Here is a 23,092-nt window from a genome sequence, read left to right on the forward strand (position 1 = left end):
AGTCGTCCAGCACAAGCGGTCGTTGACCGGTGAGTGTCAGGGAAATGGTCCCGGCCCGCCGTCGACGGCAACACCCAGCCCGGGACGGCGTCCCTCAGCATGGTGGACACCTCGGGCAATGCGACGAAGCAGTACACCCTGCAAGAGCCCAGGGTCATCAAGGTCGACGACCCTCAGACCGGCAACGCCCAGAGCGTCACGGTCCGGTTCACGAACCTGACGGTCGGCTAGCGGCACTCAGCCCGGTACGTCCATCCGCTGCGTGCCCACCACCGACAGCAGCCTCATCGCCTCCTCCGAGCCCGGGGCCGCCGTGTAGATGAAGACGCGCTGGTCGCGGTCCGTGATGTCCAGGACGTCGCAGTGCACGGTGACCCGGCCGACCAGGGGGTGCTGGAAGGTTTTGCAGAGGGTGGGGCGGGCGGATATCTCGTGGGTCGACCAGAGGGACGTGAACTCCTCGCTGTTGGCGCGTAGTTCCCTCACCAGGGATGTGACCTCCGGGTCGTCCGGGTAGCGCGCCGCCGTCGTGCGGAGGTGTTGGGTCATCGTTCGGGAGAACTCGTCGGCGTCCGAGACTCCGTACAGGCGTCCGCCGTCCTCGTGCGGGCCCAGGAACGTGCGTCGGACCAGGTTGCGGTCGCGGCGCGGGAGCAGCGAGAAGTCCTCCATCAGCGCTGCCGCCAGGTTGTTCCAGGCGATGACCTCGTACGTCGCCGACAGCACGATCGCCGCCGCCTCCGGGAGTCGGTCCAGGAGTTGGACGATGCTCGGCCGCACCTCCCGCGAAGGGCCGGGCGGCGGGCCCGGTGGGACGCCTGCCAGGTGGTGGAGGTGGTCGCGTTCCGGGTCCGTCAGGCGCAGGGCACGGGCGAGTTGGGCCAGGACCTCTCGGGACGGGTGCGGGGCGCGAGCCTGTTCCAGGCGCGTGTAGTACTCCGTCGAGATGTACGCCAGCTGCGCCACCTCCTCGCGGCGCAGGCCCGGGGTGCGGCGGCGCGGGCCCGCGGGCAGGCCCACGTCGGTGGGGGCGATGCGCTCGCGCCTGCTGCGCAGGAAGCCCGCCAGTTCGCGTTCCCGTTCCCGTTCCCGGCCTTGTCGGTTCACCGTTCAAGTGTGCGGGACATCGCAGGTGGTCAGCCAGGTACTGGTGGTGCCTGGATGAGGGTGGCGGGGCCCCGCAGGCTCCTCGGTATGGACATCAATACATCGAACGTCGTCGGCGCAGGTCTGCTGACTGGGAAAGTCGCCCTCGTCACCGGCGCCGGGCGCGGCATCGGCGCCGCCGCCGCTCGGCTCTTCGCCCGGGAGGGGGCGCGGGTGGTGCTCGCCTCTCGTACCGAGGCGCAGCTGAAGAGCGTGGTCGAGGGGATACGGGACGAAGGTGGCGTCGCGGAGTACGTCGTGTGCGATCTCTCCGACGCGGGGAGCGTCCGGGGGGCGGTCCAGCGGGCCGTCGAGGTTTACGGGCGGCTCGACGTCGCCTTCAACAATGGGGCTACCGGGCAGCCTCCCGGGCCCATGGACGAGCTGTCCGAGGACGACTTCGACCGGGTGTGCGCCGTGAACCTCAAGGGGCCTTGGCTCGCCATGAACGCCGAGGTCGCCGCCATCCGCGCCACGTCGCAGCGCGGCGCCATCGTCAACACTTCCAGCGTCGGCAGCCTGCTGGCCAACCCCGCCCTGCCCGCGTACGGGGCGACGAAGCGGGCGCTCAACAGCCTCACCGCGTCCGCCGCCGTCACGTACGGGCCGGAGAACATCCGCGTCAACGCCGTCGCGCCCGGCACCACGCTCACCGAGATGCTCCGCGAGTGGGACGCCGAGTCCCCCGGCACCATCGACAACCTCAATTCCCAGACGCCTCTGGGGCGTGCCGCCGATCCCGAGGAGATCGCGCAGGCCGCCGCTTGGCTGCTCAGCGACCGGGCCTCGTACGTCACCGGCACGGTCCTGCGGGTCGACGGCGGGATGTGGGCCTGAGGTCACGTCACGCGGAGCTCACGTCACGCAGCGCTCAGGCCACCCGCGCGCCCCGGCGCCACACCTCGCTGACCAGCGGGACGCCCGGACGGTAGGCGAGGTGTACGTGGCTCGGGGCGTCCAGGAACGCCAGGTCCGCTCGGGCCCCTGCCACGACCCGGCCCACGTCGTCCCTGCGCAGGGCCGCCGCGCCGCCTGCCGTCGCCGACCAGATCGCCTCGTCCGGGGTCATGCCCATGTCCCGTACGGCCAGGGCGATGCAGAACGGGACCGAGGACGTGAACGACGAGCCCGGGTTGCAGTCCGTGGAGAGGGCCACCGTCGCGCCCGCGTCCAGGAGGCGGCGGGCGTCGGGCCACTCGGCGCGGGTGGAGAACTCCGCGCCGGGGAGGAGCGTGGCGACCGTGTTGCCCTGAGCCAGTGCGTCGACGTCCGCGTCCGTCAGGTGCGTGCAGTGGTCGGCGCTCGCCGCGTCCAGTTCCACCGCGAGTTGTACGCCCGGGCCGTACGACAGCTGGTTCGCGTGGATGCGGGGGTGCAGGCCCTTCGCCTTGCCCGCCGTCAGGATCGCGCGGGCCTGGTCGCCGTCGAACGCGCCCTTCTCGCAGAAGACATCGACCCAGCGGGCGTGGGGGGCGCAGGCCTCCAGCATCTCGCCCGTGACCAGGTCCACGTACGCTGCCGGGTCCTCCGCGTAGTCCGGGGAGACGATGTGCGCGCCGAGGAACGTGACCTCGTCGGTGTGGCGCGCCGCGATGCGCAGGGCGCGGGACTCGTCCTCGGTGTTCAGGCCGTAGCCCGACTTCGTCTCGAACGTGGTCGTGCCCTGGCGGAGGGCCTCGGTGAGGTAGTGGGTGAGGTTCGCCTCCAGCTCGGCGTCCGTGGCCGCGCGCGTTGCCGCCACCGTCGTGCGGATGCCTCCCGCGGAGTAGGCGCGGCCCGACATGCGGGCGTTGAACTCCTGGGTGCGGTCGCCCGCGAAGACGAGGTGGGAGTGGGAGTCGACGAAGCCGGGGATCGCGGCGCGGCCCTGTGCGTCGTACGTCTCGTCCGCCGAGGGGGCCTTGGCCGCCGGGCCCACCCACGCGATGGTCTCGCCGTCCAGGACCACGGCGGCGTCCGTCAGCAGGCCCAGCGGGGTTCCGTCGCCCTGCGCCGGGTCGTTCGTGACGAGGCTGGTGATGTTGGTGATCAGGGTGGTGCGGGGCATGGGCGTCTCCCGGGTGGGTGGGGGTAGAGGTGCGAGCGGGGTTCTTTCCCCGATCCCGCCCCTTCCCGAAACTGGGGCTCCGCCCCAGACCCCGCTCCTCAAACGCCGGAGGGGCTGAAATCGGCCGGGACGGGATCAGAGAAGGGTGCGTCAGTCTCTCAGCGCCGCAACCGCCTCCATCAGCGCCGACGGCACGTCCTGGACCAGGGCGTGTTCACCGTCACGTACGACATGGCGGCCCCCCACCACCGTGTGCCTGACATCCGCCGCCGTCGCCGCGAAGACCGCCGTCTCCGCTGCCAGGCGCGGGACCGGGCCCGCCGTGCGGACCGAGTCCAGGGCGATGGTCGTCAGGTCGGCGAGGGCGCCCGGCTCCAGGGTGCCCGCATCGGGCCAGCCCAGTGCCGCGTGGCCGTCCGCCGTTGCCGCGCGCAGCAGGGCCGCCGCGGTCCAGTGGCCGCGCGTGTGCGAGCGGAGGCGTTCGTTCAGCTCCATCGCGCGGGCCTCCTCCAGGATGTCGATCACCGCGTGGCTGTCGCTGCCCAGGGAGAGGGGGCTGCCTGCCCGCTGGAGGCGGAGCGCCGGGCCGATGCCGTCCGCGAGGTCGCGCTCCGTCGTCGGGCACATGCAGGTGCCCGTCGTCGTGCCGCCCAGCAGCGCGATGTCCTCGTCCGTGAGGTGCGTGTTGTGGACGCCCGTGGTGCGGTCGCCCAGGACGCCGTGCTCGGAGAGGAGCTGCGTGGGTGTGCAGCCGTGGACCGCACGGCACGCGTCGTTCTCCGCCGTCTGCTCGGAGAGGTGGACGTGGAGGGGGGAACGGCGGGCCGCCGCCCATTCCGCCACCGTGCCCAGTTGCCGCGCCGGGACCGCTCGTACGGAGTGGATCGCCGCGCCGATCCTGGCGTGCGGGCGGTCCTTGAGGAGCGAGGCCCGCTCCGCCCACGCCTCCGTCGTACCGTCGGAGAAGCGCAGCTGGTGGCGGTCGGGCTGCTTGCCCCGCTCGGCGTCGAGCAGTCCGGAGGCGACGTACGCCGTGTCGAGGAGCGTGATGCGTACGCCCGCGTCGGCCGCCGCCTGGATCAGCGCCTCGCCCATCGCGTTGGGGTCGGCGTACGGAGTGCCGCCGGGGCCGTGGTGGAGGTAGTGGAACTCGCCGACCGTCGTGATGCCTGCCAGCGCCATCTCCGCGTACACCGCCCGTGCGAGCGCGTGGTACGTCTCGGGGGTGAGGCGGTCGGCCACCGAGTACATGACCTCGCGCCACGTCCAGAACGTGCCGGAGCCGACCTGGACCGTGCCGCGCAGGGCGCGGTGGAAGGCGTGCGAGTGGGCGTTCGCCAGGCCGGGGAGTGTCAGGCCGCGCAGGACCGTCGCGCCGGGCGGGGGCGCGTCGACGCCCTTGCGGACGGCCGTGATGCGGTCGCCCGCCACGTCGACCGCGACCCCCGGCTCGACGTTCGTGTCCAGCCAGGCCTGCTCAAGCCAGTAGGTCTCCGTCGTCACCTGCACGCCAGCCCTTCCAGTACGTCGGCCAGTGCGGTCACCCCGGCCAGGCAGTCGTCCTCGGCGGCGTACTCGGCCGGGGAGTGCGAGACACCCGTGGGGTTCCGTACGAACAGCATGGCGGTGGGGATCGAGCCGGACAAAATACCCGCGTCGTGTCCGGCGCCCGTGCCGAGGACCGGGAGCGGGCGCTCCGCCCGGGGGTCCAGGATCGTGCCCAGCTCGTCACGGAGTGCGTCCTCGAACTCGATCACCGGCGTGAACGACTCGCGGACGACGTCGAGGTCGATGCCGTGGCGCTCCGCGTACTCGCGGGCCGCCTTCTCGATGCCCGTGACGACCGTGTCGAGGGTGGCCTGGTCGGCCGCCCGCGAGTCCAGCCAGCCGCGCACCAGCGACGGGATCGCGTTGACGCCGTTCGGCTCGACGGAGATCTTGCCGAAGGTGGCCACCGCGCCCGCGAGTTCGGCCTCGCGGCGGGCGGCGAGGACCGTCTCCGCGTACGACAGCATCGGGTCCCTGCGGTCCACGAGGCGGGTGGTGCCCGCGTGGTTGGCCTCGCCGCGGAAGTCGAAGCGCCAGCGGCCGTGCGGCCAGATGGCGGACGCGATGCCGACCGGGTCGCCGGAGAGGTCGAGGGCGCGGCCCTGCTCGACGTGCAGCTCCACGAACGCGCCGATGCGGGCGAGGCGTTCGGGGTCGGGGCCGATGCCGTACGGGTCGTAGCCCGCCGCTTCCATCGCCCGCGGCAGCGTCACGCCGTCGCCGTCCGTGAGCTTGTGCGCGGCCTCGACGGTGAGCTGTCCGGCGGTGAGCCGGGAGCCCACGCAGGCCAGGCCGAAGCGGGCGCCCTCCTCGTCGCCGAAGTTGACGATGGCGAGGGGGCGGGTGAACTGCGCACCCCGGGAACGGAGTTCGTCCAGGGCGGCGAAGGAGGAGACGACGCCGAGCGGGCCGTCGAAGGCGCCGCCGTCCGGGACCGAGTCCAGGTGGGAGCCGGTGACGACGGCGTCACCGGCCGCGGGGTCGCCGAGCCAGGCCCACTGGTTGCCGTTGCGGTCCAGTTCGTAGGTGAGCCCGCGGGACTCCGCCTGCGCCTTGAACCAGGCGCGGCAGTCCGTGTCGGCGCCCGTCCAGGCGTAGCGGCGGTAGCCGCGAGAACTGGCGTCCCGCCCGATGGGTGCCAGGTCTCGCCACATCTCCTGGAACGACGGGGCGGAGGACACGGGGCTCCGCCCCGGACCCCGCTCCTCAAACGCCGGAGGGGCTGAACCTGCTGCCCCCGACCCCGGGAAAGCCGAGTTACTCACGCCCCGCCCTCTCGCATGGGAACGCGCACGCCCCGCTCGTCGGCGACAGTCTCCGCGATGTCGTAGCCCGCGTCGACGTGCCGGATCACGCCCATCCCCGGGTCGTTCGTGAGGACGCGGCGGATCTTCTCGCCCGCGAGCTTCGTGCCGTCGGCCACCGAGACCTGGCCCGCGTGGATGGAGCGGCCCATGCCGACGCCGCCGCCGTGGTGGATGGAGACCCAGGAGGCGCCCGACGCCACGTTGACCATGGCGTTCAGGAGCGGCCAGTCGGCGATCGCGTCGGAGCCGTCGAGCATGGCCTCCGTCTCGCGGTACGGGGAGGCCACCGAGCCGCAGTCCAGGTGGTCGCGGCCGATCGCGAGGGGGGCGGCGAGGGTGCCGTTGCCGACCATGTCGTTGAACATGTCGCCCGCCTTGTCGCGCTCGCCCTGGCCGAGCCAGCAGATGCGGGCGGGGAGGCCCTGGAAGTGGACGCGCTCGCCCGCCATCTTGATCCAGCGGTGCAGGGACTCGTTCTCGGGGAAGAGGTCGAGGAGTGCCTTGTCCGTCTTGTGGATGTCCGAGGCCTCGCCGGAGAGCGCCGCCCAGCGGAACGGGCCCTTGCCCTCGCAGAAGAGCGGGCGGATGTAGGCGGGGACGAAGCCCGGGAACGCGAACGCCCGCTCGTAACCGGCCAGTTGCGCCTCGCCGCGGATCGAGTTGCCGTAGTCGAAGACCTCGGCGCCCGCGTCCATGAAGCCGACCATGGCCTCGACGTGCTTGGCCATCGACTCGCGGGCGCGGGTCGTGAAGCCCGCCGGGTCCTTCGTCGCGTACGTCTGCATGTCGTCGAAGTCGACGCCCGTCGGCAGGTACGCGAGCGGGTCGTGGGCGGAGGTCTGGTCCGTCACGATGTCGATGGGCGCGCCCTCGGCGAGCATCCGCGGGAGCAGGTCGGCGGCGTTGCCGAGGAGGCCGATGGAGAGGGGGCGGCGGGCGTCGCGCGCCTCGACCGCGAGCTGGAGCGCGTGCTCCAGGGAGTCCGCCTTCACGTCCAGGTACTTGTGCTCGATGCGGCGCTCGATGGCGCGCGGGTCGACGTCGATACAGATCGCGACGCCGTCGTTCATCGTCACCGCGAGCGGCTGGGCGCCGCCCATGCCGCCGAGGCCCGCGGTGAGGGTGATGGTTCCGGCCAGCGTGCCGTTGAACTTCTTCGCGGCGACCGCGGCGAACGTCTCGTACGTGCCCTGGAGGATGCCCTGCGTGCCGATGTAGATCCAGGAGCCCGCGGTCATCTGGCCGTACATGGTGAGGCCGAGCTGCTCCAGGCGGCGGAACTCCTCCCAGTTCGCCCAGTCGCCCACCAGGTTGGAGTTGGCGATGAGGACGCGCGGCGCCCACTCGTGGGTCTGCATCACGCCGACGGGGCGGCCGGACTGGACGAGCATCGTCTCGTCCTGCTTGAGGGTCTTCAGGGTGCGGACCATCGCGTCGAAGGAGCGCCAGTCGCGGGCCGCCTTGCCGGTGCCGCCGTAGACGACGAGCTTGTCGGGGTGCTCGGCGACCTCGGGGTCGAGGTTGTTCTGCAGCATGCGGAGGGCGGCTTCCTGCTGCCATCCCAGGGCGCTCAGTTCCGTACCGCGCGGTGCCCGTACGGGGCGGGGTCCTGACATGGCGATGCCTCCTCGAAGCTGTGACCTGTTACCTGTGACCTTGTTATTCACATCCTGGGGTCCTGAATAGAGCTAGTCAATAGCGAACGAATGCACGAGTACGCCAGCGGGGCCCCGCGCCGGATGATTGGCTGGATCACATGGGCCACGACGAGGACAACGACCAGACCCAGGTGCTCCGCGGCGACGCGGCACCCGGTGCCGAATCCGCCGCCCGCCGCGACCGGGCCGTCGCCGCCGCGGTCGAGCAGGGCGTCGTCGGCCCCGCCGCCCCCGTCGCGGGCCTGCTCGACGTCGCAGGCATCCGCGCGAGCTGCGCCGCCCTGCACGCCGCTTTCAACGCCGTCACCCCGCCCGGCACCCCCGTCCTGCACGCCTTCGCGGTGAAGGCCACCCCGCTCGTCCCGGTCCTGCGGCTGCTGCGCGGGGCGGGGATCGGCGCCGAGGTGGCGAGCCCCGGCGAGCTGGCCCTGGCGCGGGCCGCCGGGGTGCCGCCCGCCGAGACCGTCCTGGACTCGCCCGCCAAGACCCAGGCCGAGCTCCGCGAGGCCCTGGCGCTCGGCATCGCGGTGAACGCGGACAACCCGCAGGAGCTGGCCCGCATCGACGCCATGACCCGGTCGGCGCTGACCGGCTCCCCGCTCGGCATCCGCGTGAACCCGCAGATCGGCGGCGGCGCGATCGGCGCCCTCTCGACGGCCACGGCCACGTCCAAGTTCGGGGTGCCGCTGCGCGACGAGGAAGCCAGGGAGTGGGTGGTCCGAGCCTTCCTCGACCGCCCGTGGCTGACCCGCCTGCACGCGCACTCCGGGTCGCAGGGCATGCCCCTGGAGATGATGGTGCGGGGCGTCGCGGCGACGTACGAACTGGCCGAGGAGATCAACGGACGCGCCGGGCGGCACCAGGTCGACACCGTCGACATCGGCGGCGGCCTGCCCGTGAACTTCGGCTCGGACGAAGAGACCCCGACCCACGCGCAGTACGCGCGCCGCCTCAAGGCCCGCGTGCCGGGGCTGCTCGACGGGCGGTACGGCATCGTCACCGAGTTCGGCCGCTCGCTGCTCGCCAAGCACGGCACGATCCTGGCCCGCGTCGAGTACGCGAAGCGGGCTGGTGGCAGGCCCATCGCGGTGACGCACGCGGGTGTGCAGGTGGCGACCAGGACCGTGTACGCGCCCGCGTCGTGGCCGCTGCGGATCGCCGCGTTCGATGCGAAGGGGCGGCCCAAGAGCGGTCCCGCCGTCGGCCAGGACATCGCGGGCCCGGCCTGCTTCGCGGGCGACCTGCTCGCCGAGAACCGCCCGCTGCCGCTGCTCGAACCGGGCGACTACGTGGCCGCCCTGGACACCGGCGCCTACTACTTCGCCCAGCACTACTCGTACAACAGCCTTGCCAGGCCCGGCATCCACGGCTTCTCCGCGTACGACGACGCGATGCGCTTCGCGGTGGTGCGCGAGCCGCAGACCCTCGACGAGATCGTGGCGGAGGCGGGCGGCGGCGCGGAACGGGACGCGCTGCGCAGCCTCTGAAACGCGCCGCGAAGTCCCTGACCGCTGTCGCTGTCGCTGTCGCTGTCGTGCTGAACTGCCACCGGATGCTCTGAGCTTCCTCAACTCCCGCATAGTGACCTGGATCACGGGCACACCCTCCCTCGACCCGTACCCGGTCTCGGGGGAGGCACCTGTGACGACATCCGACACGTCCACCACCGCATCACCACCCGCCGAAGAGGGCGCGCTGCACCGCGCCATCGGCCCCAAGCTGCTGATCCTCTTCGTGATCGGCGACATCCTCGGCACCGGCATCTACGCCACCACCGGCAAGGTCGCGGGGAAGGGCGGCGGCGCGCTCTGGGTGCCGTTCGCGATCGGCTTCGTGGTGGCGATCCTGACGGCGGCGTCGTACGTCGAACTGGTCGGCAAGTACCCCAAGGCGGCCGGTGCCGCGCTCTACACCCAGAAGGCGTTCAAGACGCCGTTCCTCACCTTCATCATCGCCTTCATGGTGATGTGCTCCGGGCTCTCCTCCGCGAGCGCCGCCGCCCGCGCCTTCAGCGGCGACTACCTCGCCGAGCTGACGGACGACGCGCTGCCGCCGACCCTGATCGCCATCGCCTTCATCGTGCTGCTCGCGGCGCTGAACATGCGGGGCGTCTCGGAGTCGGTGAAGACGAACGTGGTCCTCACCCTCGTCGAGCTGACCGGCCTCGCGATCATCCTCACGATCGGCGCGTACGCCGTGCTGACCGGGGACGGCGAGCCTTCGCGCCTCACCCAGTTCGAGTCGGACGGCACGGGATACGCCCTGATGACCGGGGTGCTGGGCGCCACGGCCCTCGGCTTCTTCGCCTTCGTCGGCTTCGAGGACTCGGTGAACATGGCCGAGGAGACGAAGGATCCGGTGCGCACCTTCCCCCGCGCGATCTTCATCGGCGTCGCGGTGACCGGCACGATCTACGTCCTGGTCGCCCTGGTCTCGTCCCTCCTGGTCGACTACAAGACGCTGGAGGGATCGAGCGGCCCGCTGCTCGAAGTCGTCAAGGCGGGCGGCGTCGACTTCCCGCACGAACTCTTCGCCCTCATCGCCCTGTTCGCGGTCACCAACTCGGCGCTGATCAACATCATGATGGCCTCGCGGCTCTGCTACGGCATGGCCAACGAACGCATCCTGCCGCGCGCCATGGGCCGGGTCCTCGCCGGGCGCCGCACCCCGGTCGTCGGCATCGTCTTCGTCTCGCTCCTCGCGATCGGCCTGGTCTCCACGGGCGAGATCGAGGGCCTCGGCGACACGACGGCGTTCCTGCTCCTGTGCGTGTTCGCGGTGGTCAACGTGGCGGTCCTGGTCCTGCGCCGCGACCCCGTCGGGCACCAGCACTTCCGCGCGCCGACCGTCCTCCCCGTACTCGGCGCGATCACCGCCCTGATCCTCGCCAGCCCCCTCGCGGACCGCCCCGCGGAGGTGTATATCCGCGCCGGTGTGCTCATCGCCATCGGCATCGCGCTGTGGGGCGTGAACAAGGTGGTACTCAGGACCCGCGGCGAGGACTGAGACCGCCCCGGGGGACGCCTCGATCGCTTGACCGGCACATTCGGTCAGCGATGGGCCGCCGCGGGCCATGACCGAACGCGTCCCGTCGACCTCGGACGTGTTCCCGCGGAATATGCCCAATCACCGCGGAGCCCCGGCTCCCCTGCGTACTTTCCTCTGCACCGGACGGCGAGAGCCGCCCGGTCGGGTGGTGGGGACCGCCCGGTTCCACCTTGGGGAAGGGGAGGCCGCGTGCCCGGAATCGACGAGTGTCTGTACGAAGCCATGACACTGCCCGGTGCCCGTGGAGCCGCGATCGTCGACTGGACCAGCGGGCTCGCCCTCGGTTCGGTCGGCGATTCCCCCAACGGTGACTACGAAGCGACCGCCGCGGAGACCGCCGAGGTGGCCCGCGCGGCCGCCGAGTACCAGGCGTTCACCCCGGTCGAGGACGGCGCGGACCTCAAGGGACTCCCGGTCGAGGACCTCATGCTCACCACGCGCACCGGATTCCATCTGATCCGGTACGTGGAGACGACCTTCGACAGCAGCGTCTTCCTCTACCTCTGGCTCGACCGGGACACCGGCAACCTCGCCATGGCTCGAATACGGCTGCGGAGCCTGGCCGAACGACTGGTGCTGGTGTGAACGCCCTGCGGGCCGCGGAGCCCGCCGCAGTCCCGCAGGCCATCACCGCGCCCGCCATCTCGCCCCTGCTCACCCGGCTCGCCGCCGAGCGGGCCAGCGGCGCCTTCCTGCGCGCCCAGGGCACCCTCTACCTCGTCGAGGGGCGCGTCGTGCACGCCGAGAGCCCCGCCGCGCCCGGCGTCGACGTCCTGCTGACGGCAGGTGGCGCCCTGGAACAGCAGGGCTGGCAGGAGGCACTCTCGGCGGCGGGGACGCGGCACGAGGTGGGGCGTGAGCTGGTCGCCAGCGGCCGGGTCACCGCGGGCGAGCTGGAGATCTGCCACCTCGGCGCGCTCTTCGACGCCGCGTTCTTCGTCCTGGGGGCGGCGAACGGCCCCACCCGGTTCCGCTACGGCGTCGCGCACTGGCTCGGCCCGGTCCGCCCGGTGCCCGCCGCGGCGGTCGAGCGCGAGACCGTGCGGCGCCGTGCCTTCCTGGACAGCATCTGGCCCCGCCCCGAGGTCGACACCGCGCCGGTCGTGCCCCGCCGGCCCGCGCCCGGCCAGGCGGTCACCGTGCGCCAGCGTGCGCTGCTGCGGCTCGCGGACGGCGTGCGGACGCCGACGGCCATCGCCTGGGCCCTGGGCCGCCCGTCCTTCCACACCCTGGTCGAGGTCAGGAGGCTGGCGGCCGCCGGTCTCGTGGAGGACCCCGGAACACCGGGGGACGAGCAGGTCACGGCGGCCCTCCCCTTCACCGACCCGGCGGGCTGCGCCGAGCCCGACATCGCACTGCTGCGCCGGGTCCGTGACGCGCTGGAGGCGCTGTGAATCTCCCTGCCGCCCCCTGGGCCGGGACCTCGTCCACATGAAGTTCTTCGCGCCCTGGAGGCGCGCAGGGAGGAGAGAGCTGGTGGCTGCCGAAGCCGACGTACTCGGCGAACTGAAACGGCTGCGGACCCGGCTTCCCCAGCTCCGCGGCGCCCTGACGGCCAGCGTCGACGGGCTCCTGCTCGCGCAGGACGCCTCGGACGTGGAGGCGGAGGGCGTCTGCGCGCTCACCGCCGCGGCGCTCGGCGTGGCCCTGCGGCTGTCCGACGCCACGCATCAGGGCGGCTTCCGCGAACTGCTCATCCGAGGCGAACAGGGCTACGTGGCCACTTACGCGGCCGGTTCGTCCGCCGTGCTCACGCTGCTCGCCGAGCCCCGCATCAACGTGGGCCGGCTGCACCTGGAGGCCCGCCGTTCCAGCGCGCTCATCGGAGAGCTGGTCGACGCCGCCGTCGAACGAGCGGAGGAAACCTGACTCATGCCCCCCACCACACCCTCGTCGTCCTCTTCAGCACGGACGCCCGGCAGACGGAAAGGAAGCACGAAGCACATGACCGACACGGAGACCGCACTCAAGGAAGCGACCACCACGATCGAGGGCGTCATCGGCGCCGCTCTGGTCGACTACACGAGCGGAATGGCCCTCGGCACCATCGGGGGCGGAAAGGACCTGGACCTGTCGGTGGCGGCGGCCGGGAACACGGACGTGGTGCGCGCCAAGCTGCGCACCATGGAGATGCTCGGGCTCAAGGACGAGATCGAGGACATCCTGATCTCGCTCGGCTCGCAGTACCACCTCATCCGGCTGATGAAGGGGCGCAACAACAACGGCCTCTTCCTCTACCTGGCCCTCGACAAGGACCGCGCCAACCTGGCGATGGCCCGCCATCAGCTGAAACGCATCGAAGCTGGCCTGGACGTCTGAGATCTGACACCTGACGTCCGGCCGACCGGCGGCGCCGCGCTCCCCCCGGGCGTGGCGTCGCCTTCATGTCTGCTCACTCTCACTCCCCTACTCCACGAACAGGCCCCGCGCCGCCGCCCGCACGTCGAACTCCTCCAGGCGGGCCTGGGCGTCCGGGAGGTTGTCGCACATGGCCTCCAGGAGGACGCGGCCGAGGAGCATCGGGGCGCACGCCGTGTCGAAGGCGAGGCCGGTGCCGACGGCCGCGGGGAGGAGGAGGTCGGAGTGGGCGGCGACCGGGGCGAAGGCCGAGTCGGCGACGGTGACCACGGTCAGGCCCGTGGACTGCGCGTAGGCGAGGGCGTCGACGACCTCGCGGGGGTGGCGGGGCAGCGCGAAGCAGAGGAGGGCCGTGGCACCGGCCCGGACCGCCGCGTCGACGCGGTCGGCGAGCATCGTGCCGCCCTCGTCGAGGAGGCGTACGTCGGGGTGGACCTTCGCGGCGAAGTACGAGAAGCCGTACGCCTGGGAGGCGGCGGCCCGCAGTCCGAGGACGGGGAGGGGCCGGGACTCGGCGAGGAGCCGTCCCGCGCGCTCGACCGGCGCCGGGTCGGCGAGGACCTCCGCGAGGTGCCGGAGGTTCTCGATCTCCGCGTCGACCGCCTGCTGGTACTCGTTGGCGGCCGTGACCCCGGACTCCTCCGCGGGCGCCACGTCCCGCAGGTGCCTGCGCAGCGCCGGATAGCCGTCGAAGCCGAGGGCGACCGCGAAGCGGGTGACCGAGGGCTGGCTGACGCCCGCGAGTTCGGCCAGCTCCACGCTGGAGAGGAAGGGCGCGTCGGCGGCCCTGCGCACCATGCAGTGCGCGATGCGCCGCTGGGTGGGCGTGAGCCGGTGGCCCTCGAAGAGCACTTGCAGTCGCGCGGCAGGGCTGTCACTCATGCCGTCCCCCTCAGGATGTCCGTACCCGCTGTCGTTCCGGCGCCGAGTTCCGACCACAGGATGGTGAACCGGTCGAGCAGCCCCGCCGCCGCGGTCACATCATCCGTCAACGGCCGGTCCGCGAGCTCCGCTTCCAGGACGGAGTCGGCGAGTTCGAAGGCCCGGGCGAGCGGTGTGTCCGGATCGAGACGCATGTCCCGCTGCCGCAACGCCCGGATGGCGGCGACCAGTTCGCATCCGACCACCATGCGGAACGCCTCGCAGGCGCGCAGGGTCTGGCGGGCGGCGAGGGAGGCGAAGCTGGCCTGTTCCTCGACGCCGCGGGAGAGCACCGCGTGGCCCAGGGAGGCGGGCGCGGAGAAGGCCCGCAGGTCACCGAGGGCGGCCCCGGCCGCGTATTCGAGGATCATGACGCCGGACGAGGCGGGTTCGCCGTCCGCGAGGAAGGGGCGCAGGCGGGTGAAGGCCGGTTCGTTGAGGGTGGAGAGGCGGGAGGTCGACAGGCGCGCCGCCTGGGTCACGGCGAGCCTGAAGTGGTCGAGCGCAAGGGCGAGTTGGGCCAGGTAGAAGCCGCCGTGGTGGTACGCGGCCATGTCGTCGGGCGAGATCAGGGGGTTCTCGGCGGCCGCGTTGATCTCGACGGTGAGGACCTCTTCCAGGGCGTCCGCCGCGTCGTGCGCGGGGCCGTGGATCTGCGGCACGCAGCGGAAGCCGTAGGGGTCCTGGATACGGCCGAGGGGCGGAGTGGGGCGGTCGGGGGCGCCCAGCAAGCGGCGCATGCGCTCGGCGACCGCGTACGAGCCGGGGTGTCGCCGCGCCTCGTGCACGGGCAGCGCGTACGCCTCGTACGAACCGTCGACCGCCATCAGTGACAGCGCGGCGACGACCTGCGTGGCGCCGATCAGGCCGCGCAGCTCGTGCAGGGCGAGCGCGGACTGGCCGAGGGTGAGGGCGTTGCTGCTGATCAGGGCGAGGGCGTCGTTGTTGTCGAGGGGCTGTGACTCCGGCGGCTCCCCCGGACCCTGCCAGGGGTGTTCGCCGGCCAGCGCGAGGCCCATCTGGGAGAGGGCCGCGATGTCGCCGGTGCCGACCGAGCCGAACTCGTTGACCGTGGGGTACGCGCCGGTCTCCAGGGCCGCGCAGAGCGCGGTGACGACGGTGGGGCGCAGTCCGGCGCCGCCCGCGAGGAGCTGGTTGGCGCGGACCGCGAGCATGGCGCGGACCTGGGTGGCGGGCAGTTCGGCGCCGATGGCTCCGGCGTGCGAGCGGAGCAGTCTGAGGCCGTGGTCGGCGGCGGCCTCGGTGGGCACGTTCTCGTTCCGGTTGGCGCCGACGCCGGTGGAGCGGCCGTAGACGCGGCCCCAGGCGGCGATCTCTCTCGCGGCGTTCCAGGAGTCCTCGGCGCGCTTCATTCCATCGGTCGCGGGCACCGGCCGGGCACCGGATTCGGCCAGGCGTACGACGTCTGCGACCATCAGTCCCCAGCCGTCGAGGACGACGACCGCTTTCCTGTCGCCGGTCGCCCTGTCCGCGATACGAGACGACTTCACTCGCATTCCTCCTCAATCGGACGCCCTGTCTTGCCTGTCGGCCTGCAATCGCGAGCGATTTGCGTTCGAGCGCCGACTAGGTATTGACAATCTATTCAGACAACGAGAACTCTGCATGACGATATACAGCCGGGCAAGGGACTCCTCATGATCCAGTTCGACACGGTCAACAAACGCTTCCCGAACGGCACGACAGCGGTCCACGACCTCACCCTGGACATGCCGGAAGGCGGCGTGACCGTCCTCGTCGGATCCTCCGGTTGCGGCAAGACGACGACCCTCCGCATGATCAACCGGATGGTCGACCCGACCTCGGGGACGATCCGGGTCGGCGGTCGCGACGTCCTGGAGCAGGACGCGGCGGAGCTGCGCCGCTCCATCGGCTATGTGATCCAGCAGGCCGGTCTCTTCCCGCACCGCACGGTCCTCGACAACGTCGCCACGGTGCCGCTGCTGCTCGGCTGGGGCCGCAGGAAGGCGCGGGCGCGGGCCGCGGAGCTCCTGGAGACGGTCGGCCTCGCCCCCGACGCGGGGCGCCGCTATCCCCACCAGCTCTCCGGCGGCCAGCAGCAGCGCGTCGGCGTGGCCCGCGCGCTCGCCGCGGATCCGCCGGTGCTGCTCATGGACGAGCCGTTCGGCGCGGTCGACCCGGTGGTCCGCACCCAGCTCCAGGACGAACTGCTGCGACTTCAGCGGGAGTTGAGCAAGACCATCGTCTTCGTCACGCACGACATCGACGAGGCGGTGCGGCTCGGTGACCGCATAGCCGTGTTCCGCACCGGCGGCCATCTCGTGCAGTGCGCCGAGCCCGCGGAACTCCTCGCCCGTCCGGCGGACGACTTCGTCGCGGACTTCCTGGGCGCGGAGCGCGGCCTGAAGCTTCTTTCCCTTTCCACTTTGGCCGGGGTCCCGCAGGGCCCTGCCCCCGAGGGCGGCGCGTGGACGCTGCGCCTGGACTCGGCGGGGGCCCCGCTGGCCTGGCGGCACAAGGACGGTGACGCGGCGGACGTCCCCGTACGTCCCCTCCGGGACACGGACTCGCTGCTCGCGGCACTGGACGAGTCGCTGTCCGCCCCGACGGGGCTGGTGGCCCGCGTCGACGCGGAGGGCCGCCTGACGGGGGTCTCGTCCCGGGAGGACATCCACGACGGGGCGAGTGCGGCGCACGAGAAGGGCCGTTCCGTCCGCGGCCCGGTGGGGGCTGATCGCGCAGTTCCCCGCGCCCCTAAGTCGACCACCTCACCCGGCACGGAGAAGTCCCGCCAAGAGGAGGACCAGTCAGGGGCGCGGGCTGAGGAGGACCCGTCAGGGACGCGGAACGAGGCGGCCCACTCAGCGGCGCGGGCCGAGGAGGACCAGTCAGGGGCGCGGGGAACTGCGCGAGCAACCGACGACGGCCCGCAGCCGAGCACGACGGGAACGCCCCCAGGGGCGCGGGGAACTGCGCAACAAGCCCCCACCGACCCGCGCCCAGAAGACGGCCCCGCGACAGCGAAGCGCGGATCATGACCGTCGACTGGTCGTGGATAGCCGACCACACCGACGACCTCACCACCCTCACCCTCTCCCACCTCCAGGCCGCCCTCTCCGCCGTCGCCCTCGGCCTGCTGATCTCGCTGCCGCTGGCCGTCCTCGCCCACCGCGTCCGCCCCCTGCGCGGACTCCTCCTCGGGCTGTCGAACGTGCTCTTCACCATCCCGTCCATCGCCGTCTTCGTACTGCTCCTGCCGGTCAGCGGGCTCACCCGCACCACCACCGTCATCGGCCTGACGATCTACACGCTCGTGGTGCTCCTGCGGAACACCGTCGAGGGCCTGGACTCCGTCCCGGCGAAGACGAAGGAAGCGGCCAAGGCCATGGGCACCCGGCCGCTGCGCACGCTGCTCACCGTCGAACTCCCCCTCGCCCTGCCGGTGATCATGGCGGGCGTACGGATCGCGACGGTCATGTCGATCTCGCTGGTCTCCGTGGCGACGTACATCGGCGACGGCGGTCTCGGACAGCTCTTCACCGACGGCTTCCAGCGCAACTTCCCCACCCCCGTGATCGTCGGCGTGGTCCTCACCCTGCTCCTCGCGCTCGTCGCGGACGCGCTGCTCGTCACCCTCCAGTACGTCCTGACGCCCTGGACCCGTCGCCGGAGGAGCGCCTGACATGTACGAACTCTTCAAGGACCTCGGCGCCTGGCTGGTCAGCGGCGAGCAGTGGACCGGGCCCGACGGCATCGGGCACCGCCTCGTCGAGCACCTGCAGTACTCGCTGCTCGCGACGGTCATCGCCGCCGCCATCGCGCTGCCCGTCGGCCTGCTCATCGGGCACACCGGACGCGGCGCCTTCGTCGCCATCAACCTCTCCTCCTTCGGCCGGGCGCTGCCCACCGTCGGACTCGTCGTGTTGGTCTTCCTGGCCAGCGGCCTGTCGATGTGGCCCGTCTACATCGCGCTCGTCGCGCTCGCCGTGCCCTCCATCGTCACCAACACGTACGCGGGCATGACCGCCGTCGACCCCGAGGTGCGGGACGCGGCGCGCGGCCAGGGCATGCGGGCCCACCAGGTGCTCCTCCAGGTCGAGTTGCCGCTCGCGCTGCCGCTGATCATGACGGGCCTGCGGCTCGCCCTCATCCAGGTCGTCGCGACGGCCACCATCGCCGCGTACGTCTCCTTCGGCGGCCTCGGCCGCTACGTCTTCGACGGACTCGCCCAGCGCGACCTCGTCCAGGTGCTCGGCGGCGCGGTGCTCGTGGCCGTCGTCGCCGTCGTACTCGATCTCGCGCTCTCCGGCCTCCAGCGCGCCCTCTTCCGCCACCGTCCCGCCAAGCAGGCCTGAGCAGGCCCAGGAGCGATCCCATGAACCGCAGAACCCTCCTCGGCGGACTCCTCGCCACCGCGTCCGTTCCCGCGCTCGCCGCCTGCAGCGGCGGCATCACCTCCCTCGACGGCGGGGGCGGGGGCGGCGGCGGAGGCGGCTCGAGCAAGAACGGCGTCACCATCGGCACCGCCAACTTCACCGAGAACCAGGTCCTCGGGTACCTGTACGCGGCCGCCCTGGAGGCGGCGGGCGTGAAGACGAACGTCCGGCCCAACCTCGGCACCCGCGAGATCCTCATCCCCGCGCTCAAGGGCGGCGACATCGACCTGCTCCCCGAGTACCAGGGCGCCCTCCTGCACTACTTGGACCCCGAGGCGAAGGCCACGGAGGAGGGCGAGATGCAGAACGCCCTCGCCATGCGCCTCCCGCGCGGCCTGCAGATCCTCCCGTACGGGCGGGCCGAGGACTCCGACGCGTTCGTCGTCACGCGCGACACCGCGAAGGAGTACGGCCTCAAGTCCCTCGCCGACCTGGCGAAGCACAACGGCAAGCTGGTCATCGGCGCCGCCGCCGAGGTGAAGAAGCGCACGGTGGGAGCGGTCGGCCTCAAGGACGTCTACGGGGTCGAGTTCAAGGAGTTCAAGTCGCTCGACTCGTCCGGGCCGCTGGTGAAGGGCGCCCTGCGCAAGGGCGACGTCGACGTCGCGAACCTCTTCACCACCGACACCGACATCGCCGCCGAGGGCTGGGTCGTCCTCACCGACCCCAAGAACCTCGTCCCCGGCCAGCACATCGTCCCGCTCATCGCCGACCGCAAGGCCGACTCGACGGTGCGCAAGGCGCTCGCCCGCCTGGGCGCGCTCCTGACCACGGCCCAGCTCACCGAGCTCAACCGCCTGGTGGACAAGGACAAGAAGGACCCGGAGGACGTCGCGCAGGACTGGGCGGAAAAGCACGGCATCACGAAGAAGTAGGCAGCCACAGAAGTAGGCGTACGAGCAAGGGGAGTTGACCGGCATGGCAGCTGAAGACCTGGTGGAGCGGCGCTCCATCGACGTCGTCCCGGACGACGAACGGCACGGCACGGCGTTCAGCCAGTTCACGCTCTGGCTCGGCGCCAACCTGCAGATCACCGCGGTCGTGACGGGCGCACTCGCCGTCGTCTTCGGCGGCGACGTGGTGTGGTCGCTCGTCGGTCTCGTCCTCGGCAACCTCCTCGGCGGCGCGGTCATGGCGCTGCACTCGGCGCAGGGGCCGAAGCTGGGGCTGCCGCAGATGATCCAGTCGCGGGCCCAGTTCGGGGTGAAGGGCGCGGTCGTTCCGCTGCTCCTCGTCATCCTCATGTACGTCGGCTTCTTCGCGAGCGGCAGCGTCCTCGCCGGGCAGGCGACGGCCGAGCTGACGCACACGAACGACACCACCGGCATCATCGTGTTCGCCGTCGTCACGGCGGTCATGGCGGCGGTCGGCTACCGCGTCATCCACGTCCTGGGCCGGGTGGCCAGCGTGATCTGCGCGCTCGCCTTCATCTACCTGGGCATCCGGCTCCTGGACCGCGTGGACCTGTCGGCGCTCCTCGGCGACGCCCACTTCGACCTGCCGATGTTCCTGCTCGCCGTCTCCCTGTCGGCGTCCTGGCAGCTCGCCTTCGGTCCGTACGTCGCCGACTACTCGCGCTATCTGCCGCGCACGACGTCGACGAAGGCCACGTTCTGGTGGACGCTTTCGGGGTCGGCGATCGGCTCGCAGTGGTCGATGACGTTCGGGGTGCTCGTGGCGGCGAGCGCGGGGGACGCGTTCCTCGCCAACCAGGTCGGGTACGTCGTCGGTCTCGGCGGCACCGGCCTGATCGCCTCGTTCCTGTACTTCGTGATCGCGCTCGGCAAGCTGACCATCAACGTACTCAACACCTACGGCGGCTTCATGTCGATGGTCACGAGCATCAGCGGCTTCCGCGGCCAGAAGGTGCTCGGGCCCCGCGGGCGGGCCGCGTACATCGCCGTGATCATGGTGGCGGGCACGGCGGTCGCACTGCTCGGCAAGGACAGCTTCCTGTCGTCCTTCAAGGACTTCCTGCTGTTCCTGCTGACGTTCTTCACGCCCTGGTCGGCGATCAACCTGGTCGACTACTACCTGATCTCCCGCGAGCGCTACGACATCCCCGCCCTCTTCGACCCGCACGGCCGCTACGGCGCCTGGCGCTGGGACGCCCTCGTCGTCTACGGCGTCGGTGTCCTCGCCCAGCTGCCCTTCCTCGCCACCCACTTCTACACGGGCCCACTGGTCGACCCGCTGGGCGGCGCCGACATCTCCTGGATCGTGGGCCTCGTGGTGCCCGCGGTGCTGTACTGGACGCTGGCCCGGCGGAACCCGCCCGTCCCGGGGGATGGACCCCGGGTGGAAAGGGGGGTTAGCCCCACCGCCCAGGACGCCCCGGCGCCGTAACGTAAACGGGTATGGAAGCCCGTGACGCCGAACTCAAGAAGGAACTCGACGCCACTCTGCATGCCCGCAGAGAACTCGGCGAAGAGTACGACTCCGCCTTGGTCGACTCGTTCCTCGGGAAGATCGAGCAGCGCCTGGACGGCACGATCGACCGCAGGATGCGCCGCCACCTGGCCGAGCAGCAGATGGTGGTCGCCCGTGGCGCCCGCTCCCCCGCGAGCGGGGTCGACTCCTGGGGCGAGCGCTTCGGGTTCGGCGTCGTCTCGCTGATCCTCGCGGTGCCGCTCTCCGCGATCGCCGTGGTCAACGCGGGCCTGACCGGACTCTTCGTGTCCTGGGCGGGCATCGTCGGCGTGAACGTGGCGGCCTCCTACCGCGGGTCGCCCTTCGGGCGGCGGCGCGACGAGCGCAGGTCGGAGTGGGACGACTGACCCCGTCCCCGCCGGGACGGCTCACGCCTGACGCGTGGGCAGCACGATCAGCTGGCGCAGATTGACGTGGCGCGGGCGGCTCGTCGCATAGGCGATCAGGTCCGCGATGTCCTCCGACTCCAGCGCGCCGACCGCGCCGAACATGCCTTCCAGCTGCCCGCTCAGCTCGCCGTTGTCGATGTGCCCGCGCAGCTCGGTGTCCGTGAAGCCCGGCTCGACGTTGGTGACGCGCACGTCGCGCGGCCCGAGCTCGGTGCGCAGGGACTCCGACAGATAGGTCAGCGCGGCCTTCGTCGCTCCGTACACCGCGTAGTTGGTGAACGCGAGGTGCGCGCCGATCGAGGAGATGTTGACCAGGTCCGCCGCCCCGCCCTCCGCGGCCGCCGCGATCAGGTCCGGCGTGAAGGCGCCGATGATGCGCAGCGCCCCCGCCACGTTCGTGTCCAGCATCCGCTGCCACTCGTCGGTGCGGGCCTCGGTGACCGGGTTGGGCAGCATCACGCCCGCCGAGTTCACCACCAGGTCCACGCGTCCGTAGACCGCCCTGACCCGCTCGGCTGCGGCGTCCACCGACGCCTGGTCGGTGACGTCGGCGGTGACGGCGAGCGCGCGGCCGCCGTCGGCCTCGATCTTGGCGGCCAGCTCTTCGAGCCGGTCCGCGCGGCGGGCGAGCAGGACGACCCGCGCTCCCCTGGCGGCGAGCAGCCTGGCGGTGGCCTCTCCGATGCCGCTGGCCGCGCCGGTGACGAGGGCGGTGCGGTCCTGAAGCGTCTCGTACGACATGAGTGATCTCCCTGATGGTCTGCTGATCTGCGCCGGAGACTCTCCCGGCGGCGAGAACCACTCTGTGCGGACCGCTCCCCGCCACCCAGGGCTCCGCTCTTCCTGGGTCTGGCAGTACCAGGATGGAATCGGCCCGCCCACCTAGAATCGAACGCATGGACGGCGACCTCGGTGACTTCCTGCGCTCACGGCGCGCCCGCATCCAGCCCGCCGACGTGGGCCTCACCTCGTACGGCAGGCGCCGCGTGCCCGGCCTGCGCCGCGAGGAGGTCGCGCAGCTGGCGGGCGTGAGCGTGGACTACTACATCCGCCTCGAACAGGGCCGCGGCCCCTCGGTGTCCGACGCGGTGCTCGACGCCATCGCCCGCGTGCTGCGCCTGGACGAGACCGAGCACGCCTACCTGCGCACCGTGGCCCGCCCCGGGGCCCGCCCCCGCAAGGCCAGGACCACGGCACAGCAGGTCCGCCCCGGGCTGCGGCTGCTGCTCGACAGCATCGACCGGGCCCCGGCGTTCATCTTCGGCCGCCGCATGGACGTCCTGGCCTGGAACGGCCTGGCCGACGCCCTCAACGGCTTCTCCAGCCTCTCCCCCGCCGAGCGCAACATCCCTCGCCACGTCTTCCTCGAAAGCTCCGGGCGCGACTGCTATCCGGAGTGGGAGTCGGTGGCCGCGGATACGGTCGCGTATCTGCGCCTGGACGCGGCGCGCTTCCCCTCGGACGGCGAACTCTGCGCGCTGGTCGGCGAGTTGTCCGTCAAGAGCGAGGACTTCCGCCGCCTCTGGGCCGACCACCAGGTCAAGGAGAAGACGCACGGCGTCAAGCGCATGCACCACCCGGTCGTGGGGGAACTGGTCCTGCCGTACGAGACCCTGACGTTGCCCGGCGACCCCGACCAACTCATGGTCGTCTACACGGCGGAACCGGGCACGGAGAGCGCGGACCGCCTGTCCCTCCTGGCCAGCTGGACGGCCCCCGCGCTGGCCCCAAGGTCCACAACCTCCTGACCGCCCGCCGTGACTGCTCGCGCAGTTCCCCGCGCCCCTGAAAGACCACCGGCCTGTTCTCGTCTGCGGGTAGG

22 protein-coding genes and 1 pseudogene are annotated in these 23,092 nt (G+C 71.7%); 15 read left to right on the forward strand and 8 right to left on the reverse strand.

From position 1 onward, the window contains the following. Positions 1–33: 33 nt before the first annotated feature. The gene (locus ABZV77_RS29085; protein ID WP_356262901.1) at positions 34–231 is read left to right on the forward strand and encodes a hypothetical protein; all 198 of its coding nucleotides are present in this window, start codon (positions 34–36) and stop codon (positions 229–231) included. A gap of 6 nt (positions 232–237) precedes the next feature. Here ABZV77_RS29085 and ABZV77_RS29090 read toward each other — a convergent pair whose 3' ends face one another. Continuing rightward, entirely contained in the window at positions 238–1,107 is an 870-nt protein-coding gene (locus ABZV77_RS29090; RefSeq protein WP_356262903.1) for a helix-turn-helix transcriptional regulator, read from the reverse strand. 87 nt (positions 1,108–1,194) lie between these two features. Here ABZV77_RS29090 and ABZV77_RS29095 point away from each other — a divergent pair, with 87 nt between their 5' ends. After that, positions 1,195–1,983 carry a glucose 1-dehydrogenase gene (locus ABZV77_RS29095; protein ID WP_356262906.1) on the forward strand — a complete coding sequence of 263 codons (789 nt, stop codon included), beginning with the start codon at positions 1,195–1,197 and terminating at the stop codon, positions 1,981–1,983. A 34-nt stretch (positions 1,984–2,017) separates the two neighbouring features. Here the strand turns inward: ABZV77_RS29095 and hutI are convergent, their stop codons facing one another. The 4 genes from hutI to hutU all read right to left on the reverse strand — a co-directional run bounded on the left by hutI (position 2,018) and on the right by hutU (position 7,664). Further along, entirely contained in the window at positions 2,018–3,193 is a 1,176-nt protein-coding gene (gene hutI, locus ABZV77_RS29100) for an imidazolonepropionase (protein ID WP_356262909.1), read from the reverse strand. A 150-nt stretch (positions 3,194–3,343) separates the two neighbouring features. Continuing rightward, on the reverse strand, positions 3,344–4,696 hold the full coding sequence (locus ABZV77_RS29105) for a formimidoylglutamate deiminase (protein ID WP_356263599.1): 1,353 nt from the start codon (positions 4,694–4,696) through the stop codon (positions 3,344–3,346). Next, positions 4,693–5,895 (reverse strand): allantoate amidohydrolase, encoded by a 1,203-nt coding sequence (locus ABZV77_RS29110; protein ID WP_356263602.1) that lies wholly within the window; start codon positions 5,893–5,895, stop codon positions 4,693–4,695. Before ABZV77_RS29110 ends, ABZV77_RS29105 begins: the two co-directional genes overlap by 4 nt. Before the next feature lie 107 nt (positions 5,896–6,002). Then, positions 6,003–7,664 carry a urocanate hydratase gene (hutU, locus tag ABZV77_RS29115; protein WP_356262912.1) on the reverse strand — a complete coding sequence of 554 codons (1,662 nt, stop codon included), beginning with the start codon at positions 7,662–7,664 and terminating at the stop codon, positions 6,003–6,005. 140 nt (positions 7,665–7,804) lie between these two features. Here hutU and ABZV77_RS29120 point away from each other — a divergent pair, with 140 nt between their 5' ends. From ABZV77_RS29120 to ABZV77_RS29145, 6 genes are all read left to right on the forward strand, one after another. Further along, positions 7,805–9,193, forward strand: coding sequence for a diaminopimelate decarboxylase (locus ABZV77_RS29120; protein ID WP_356262915.1), 1,389 nt, complete (start codon positions 7,805–7,807; stop codon positions 9,191–9,193). A gap of 154 nt (positions 9,194–9,347) precedes the next feature. After that, positions 9,348–10,712: an APC family permease gene (locus ABZV77_RS29125; protein WP_356262918.1), complete on the forward strand. Its 1,365-nt coding sequence runs from the start codon at positions 9,348–9,350 to the stop codon at positions 10,710–10,712. A gap of 231 nt (positions 10,713–10,943) precedes the next feature. Further along, positions 10,944–11,339: a hypothetical protein gene (locus ABZV77_RS29130; protein WP_356262921.1), complete on the forward strand. Its 396-nt coding sequence runs from the start codon at positions 10,944–10,946 to the stop codon at positions 11,337–11,339. Then, complete coding sequence (locus tag ABZV77_RS29135) at positions 11,336–12,148, forward strand: transcriptional regulator (protein ID WP_356262924.1); 813 nt, start codon at positions 11,336–11,338, stop codon at positions 12,146–12,148. The genes ABZV77_RS29130 and ABZV77_RS29135 overlap by 4 nt, the downstream gene beginning before the upstream one ends. A gap of 37 nt (positions 12,149–12,185) precedes the next feature. Further along, positions 12,186–12,623 (forward strand): roadblock/LC7 domain-containing protein, encoded by a 438-nt coding sequence (locus ABZV77_RS29140; RefSeq protein ID WP_356262927.1) that lies wholly within the window; start codon positions 12,186–12,188, stop codon positions 12,621–12,623. 75 nt (positions 12,624–12,698) lie between these two features. Next, positions 12,699–13,073 carry a hypothetical protein gene (locus ABZV77_RS29145; protein WP_356262930.1) on the forward strand — a complete coding sequence of 125 codons (375 nt, stop codon included), beginning with the start codon at positions 12,699–12,701 and terminating at the stop codon, positions 13,071–13,073. Between the two features lie 87 nt (positions 13,074–13,160). On the opposite strand, the gene ABZV77_RS29150 is transcribed toward ABZV77_RS29145, so the two are convergent. Beyond that, positions 13,161–13,994: a MurR/RpiR family transcriptional regulator gene (locus ABZV77_RS29150; protein WP_356262932.1), complete on the reverse strand. Its 834-nt coding sequence runs from the start codon at positions 13,992–13,994 to the stop codon at positions 13,161–13,163. Next, positions 13,991–15,550 (reverse strand): aromatic amino acid ammonia-lyase, encoded by a 1,560-nt coding sequence (locus tag ABZV77_RS29155; protein WP_356262935.1) that lies wholly within the window; start codon positions 15,548–15,550, stop codon positions 13,991–13,993. Before ABZV77_RS29155 ends, ABZV77_RS29150 begins: the two co-directional genes overlap by 4 nt. Before the next feature lie 141 nt (positions 15,551–15,691). On the opposite strand from ABZV77_RS29155, the pseudogene ABZV77_RS29160 reads away from it, so the two are divergent. The 6 genes and pseudogenes from ABZV77_RS29160 to ABZV77_RS29185 all read left to right on the forward strand — a co-directional run. After that, positions 15,692–16,693 (forward strand): annotated as a pseudogene (locus ABZV77_RS29160) (ABC transporter ATP-binding protein); the annotation flags it as partial. A gap of 356 nt (positions 16,694–17,049) precedes the next feature. Continuing rightward, positions 17,050–17,697, forward strand: coding sequence for an ABC transporter permease (locus tag ABZV77_RS29165; protein WP_356262938.1), 648 nt, complete (start codon positions 17,050–17,052; stop codon positions 17,695–17,697). A 1-nt stretch (position 17,698) separates the two neighbouring features. Further along, entirely contained in the window at positions 17,699–18,370 is a 672-nt protein-coding gene (locus ABZV77_RS29170; RefSeq protein WP_356262941.1) for an ABC transporter permease, read from the forward strand. 20 nt (positions 18,371–18,390) lie between these two features. Then, positions 18,391–19,326: an ABC transporter substrate-binding protein gene (locus ABZV77_RS29175; protein ID WP_356262944.1), complete on the forward strand. Its 936-nt coding sequence runs from the start codon at positions 18,391–18,393 to the stop codon at positions 19,324–19,326. 43 nt (positions 19,327–19,369) lie between these two features. Further along, complete coding sequence (locus ABZV77_RS29180) at positions 19,370–20,797, forward strand: cytosine permease (protein WP_356262947.1); 1,428 nt, start codon at positions 19,370–19,372, stop codon at positions 20,795–20,797. 11 nt (positions 20,798–20,808) lie between these two features. Further along, the gene (locus ABZV77_RS29185; protein WP_356262950.1) at positions 20,809–21,228 is read left to right on the forward strand and encodes a hypothetical protein; all 420 of its coding nucleotides are present in this window, start codon (positions 20,809–20,811) and stop codon (positions 21,226–21,228) included. Positions 21,229–21,249: 21 nt separating this feature from the next. Here the strand turns inward: ABZV77_RS29185 and ABZV77_RS29190 are convergent, their stop codons facing one another. Then, positions 21,250–22,011 (reverse strand): SDR family oxidoreductase, encoded by a 762-nt coding sequence (locus tag ABZV77_RS29190; RefSeq protein ID WP_356262952.1) that lies wholly within the window; start codon positions 22,009–22,011, stop codon positions 21,250–21,252. Between the two features lie 155 nt (positions 22,012–22,166). On the opposite strand from ABZV77_RS29190, the gene ABZV77_RS29195 reads away from it, so the two are divergent. Beyond that, positions 22,167–23,018: a helix-turn-helix transcriptional regulator gene (locus tag ABZV77_RS29195; protein ID WP_356262954.1), complete on the forward strand. Its 852-nt coding sequence runs from the start codon at positions 22,167–22,169 to the stop codon at positions 23,016–23,018. Positions 23,019–23,092 lie beyond the last annotated feature (74 nt).

Source organism: Streptomyces sp. NPDC004732 (assembly GCF_040609235.1).
Lineage (GTDB): Bacteria > Actinomycetota > Actinomycetes > Streptomycetales > Streptomycetaceae > Streptomyces.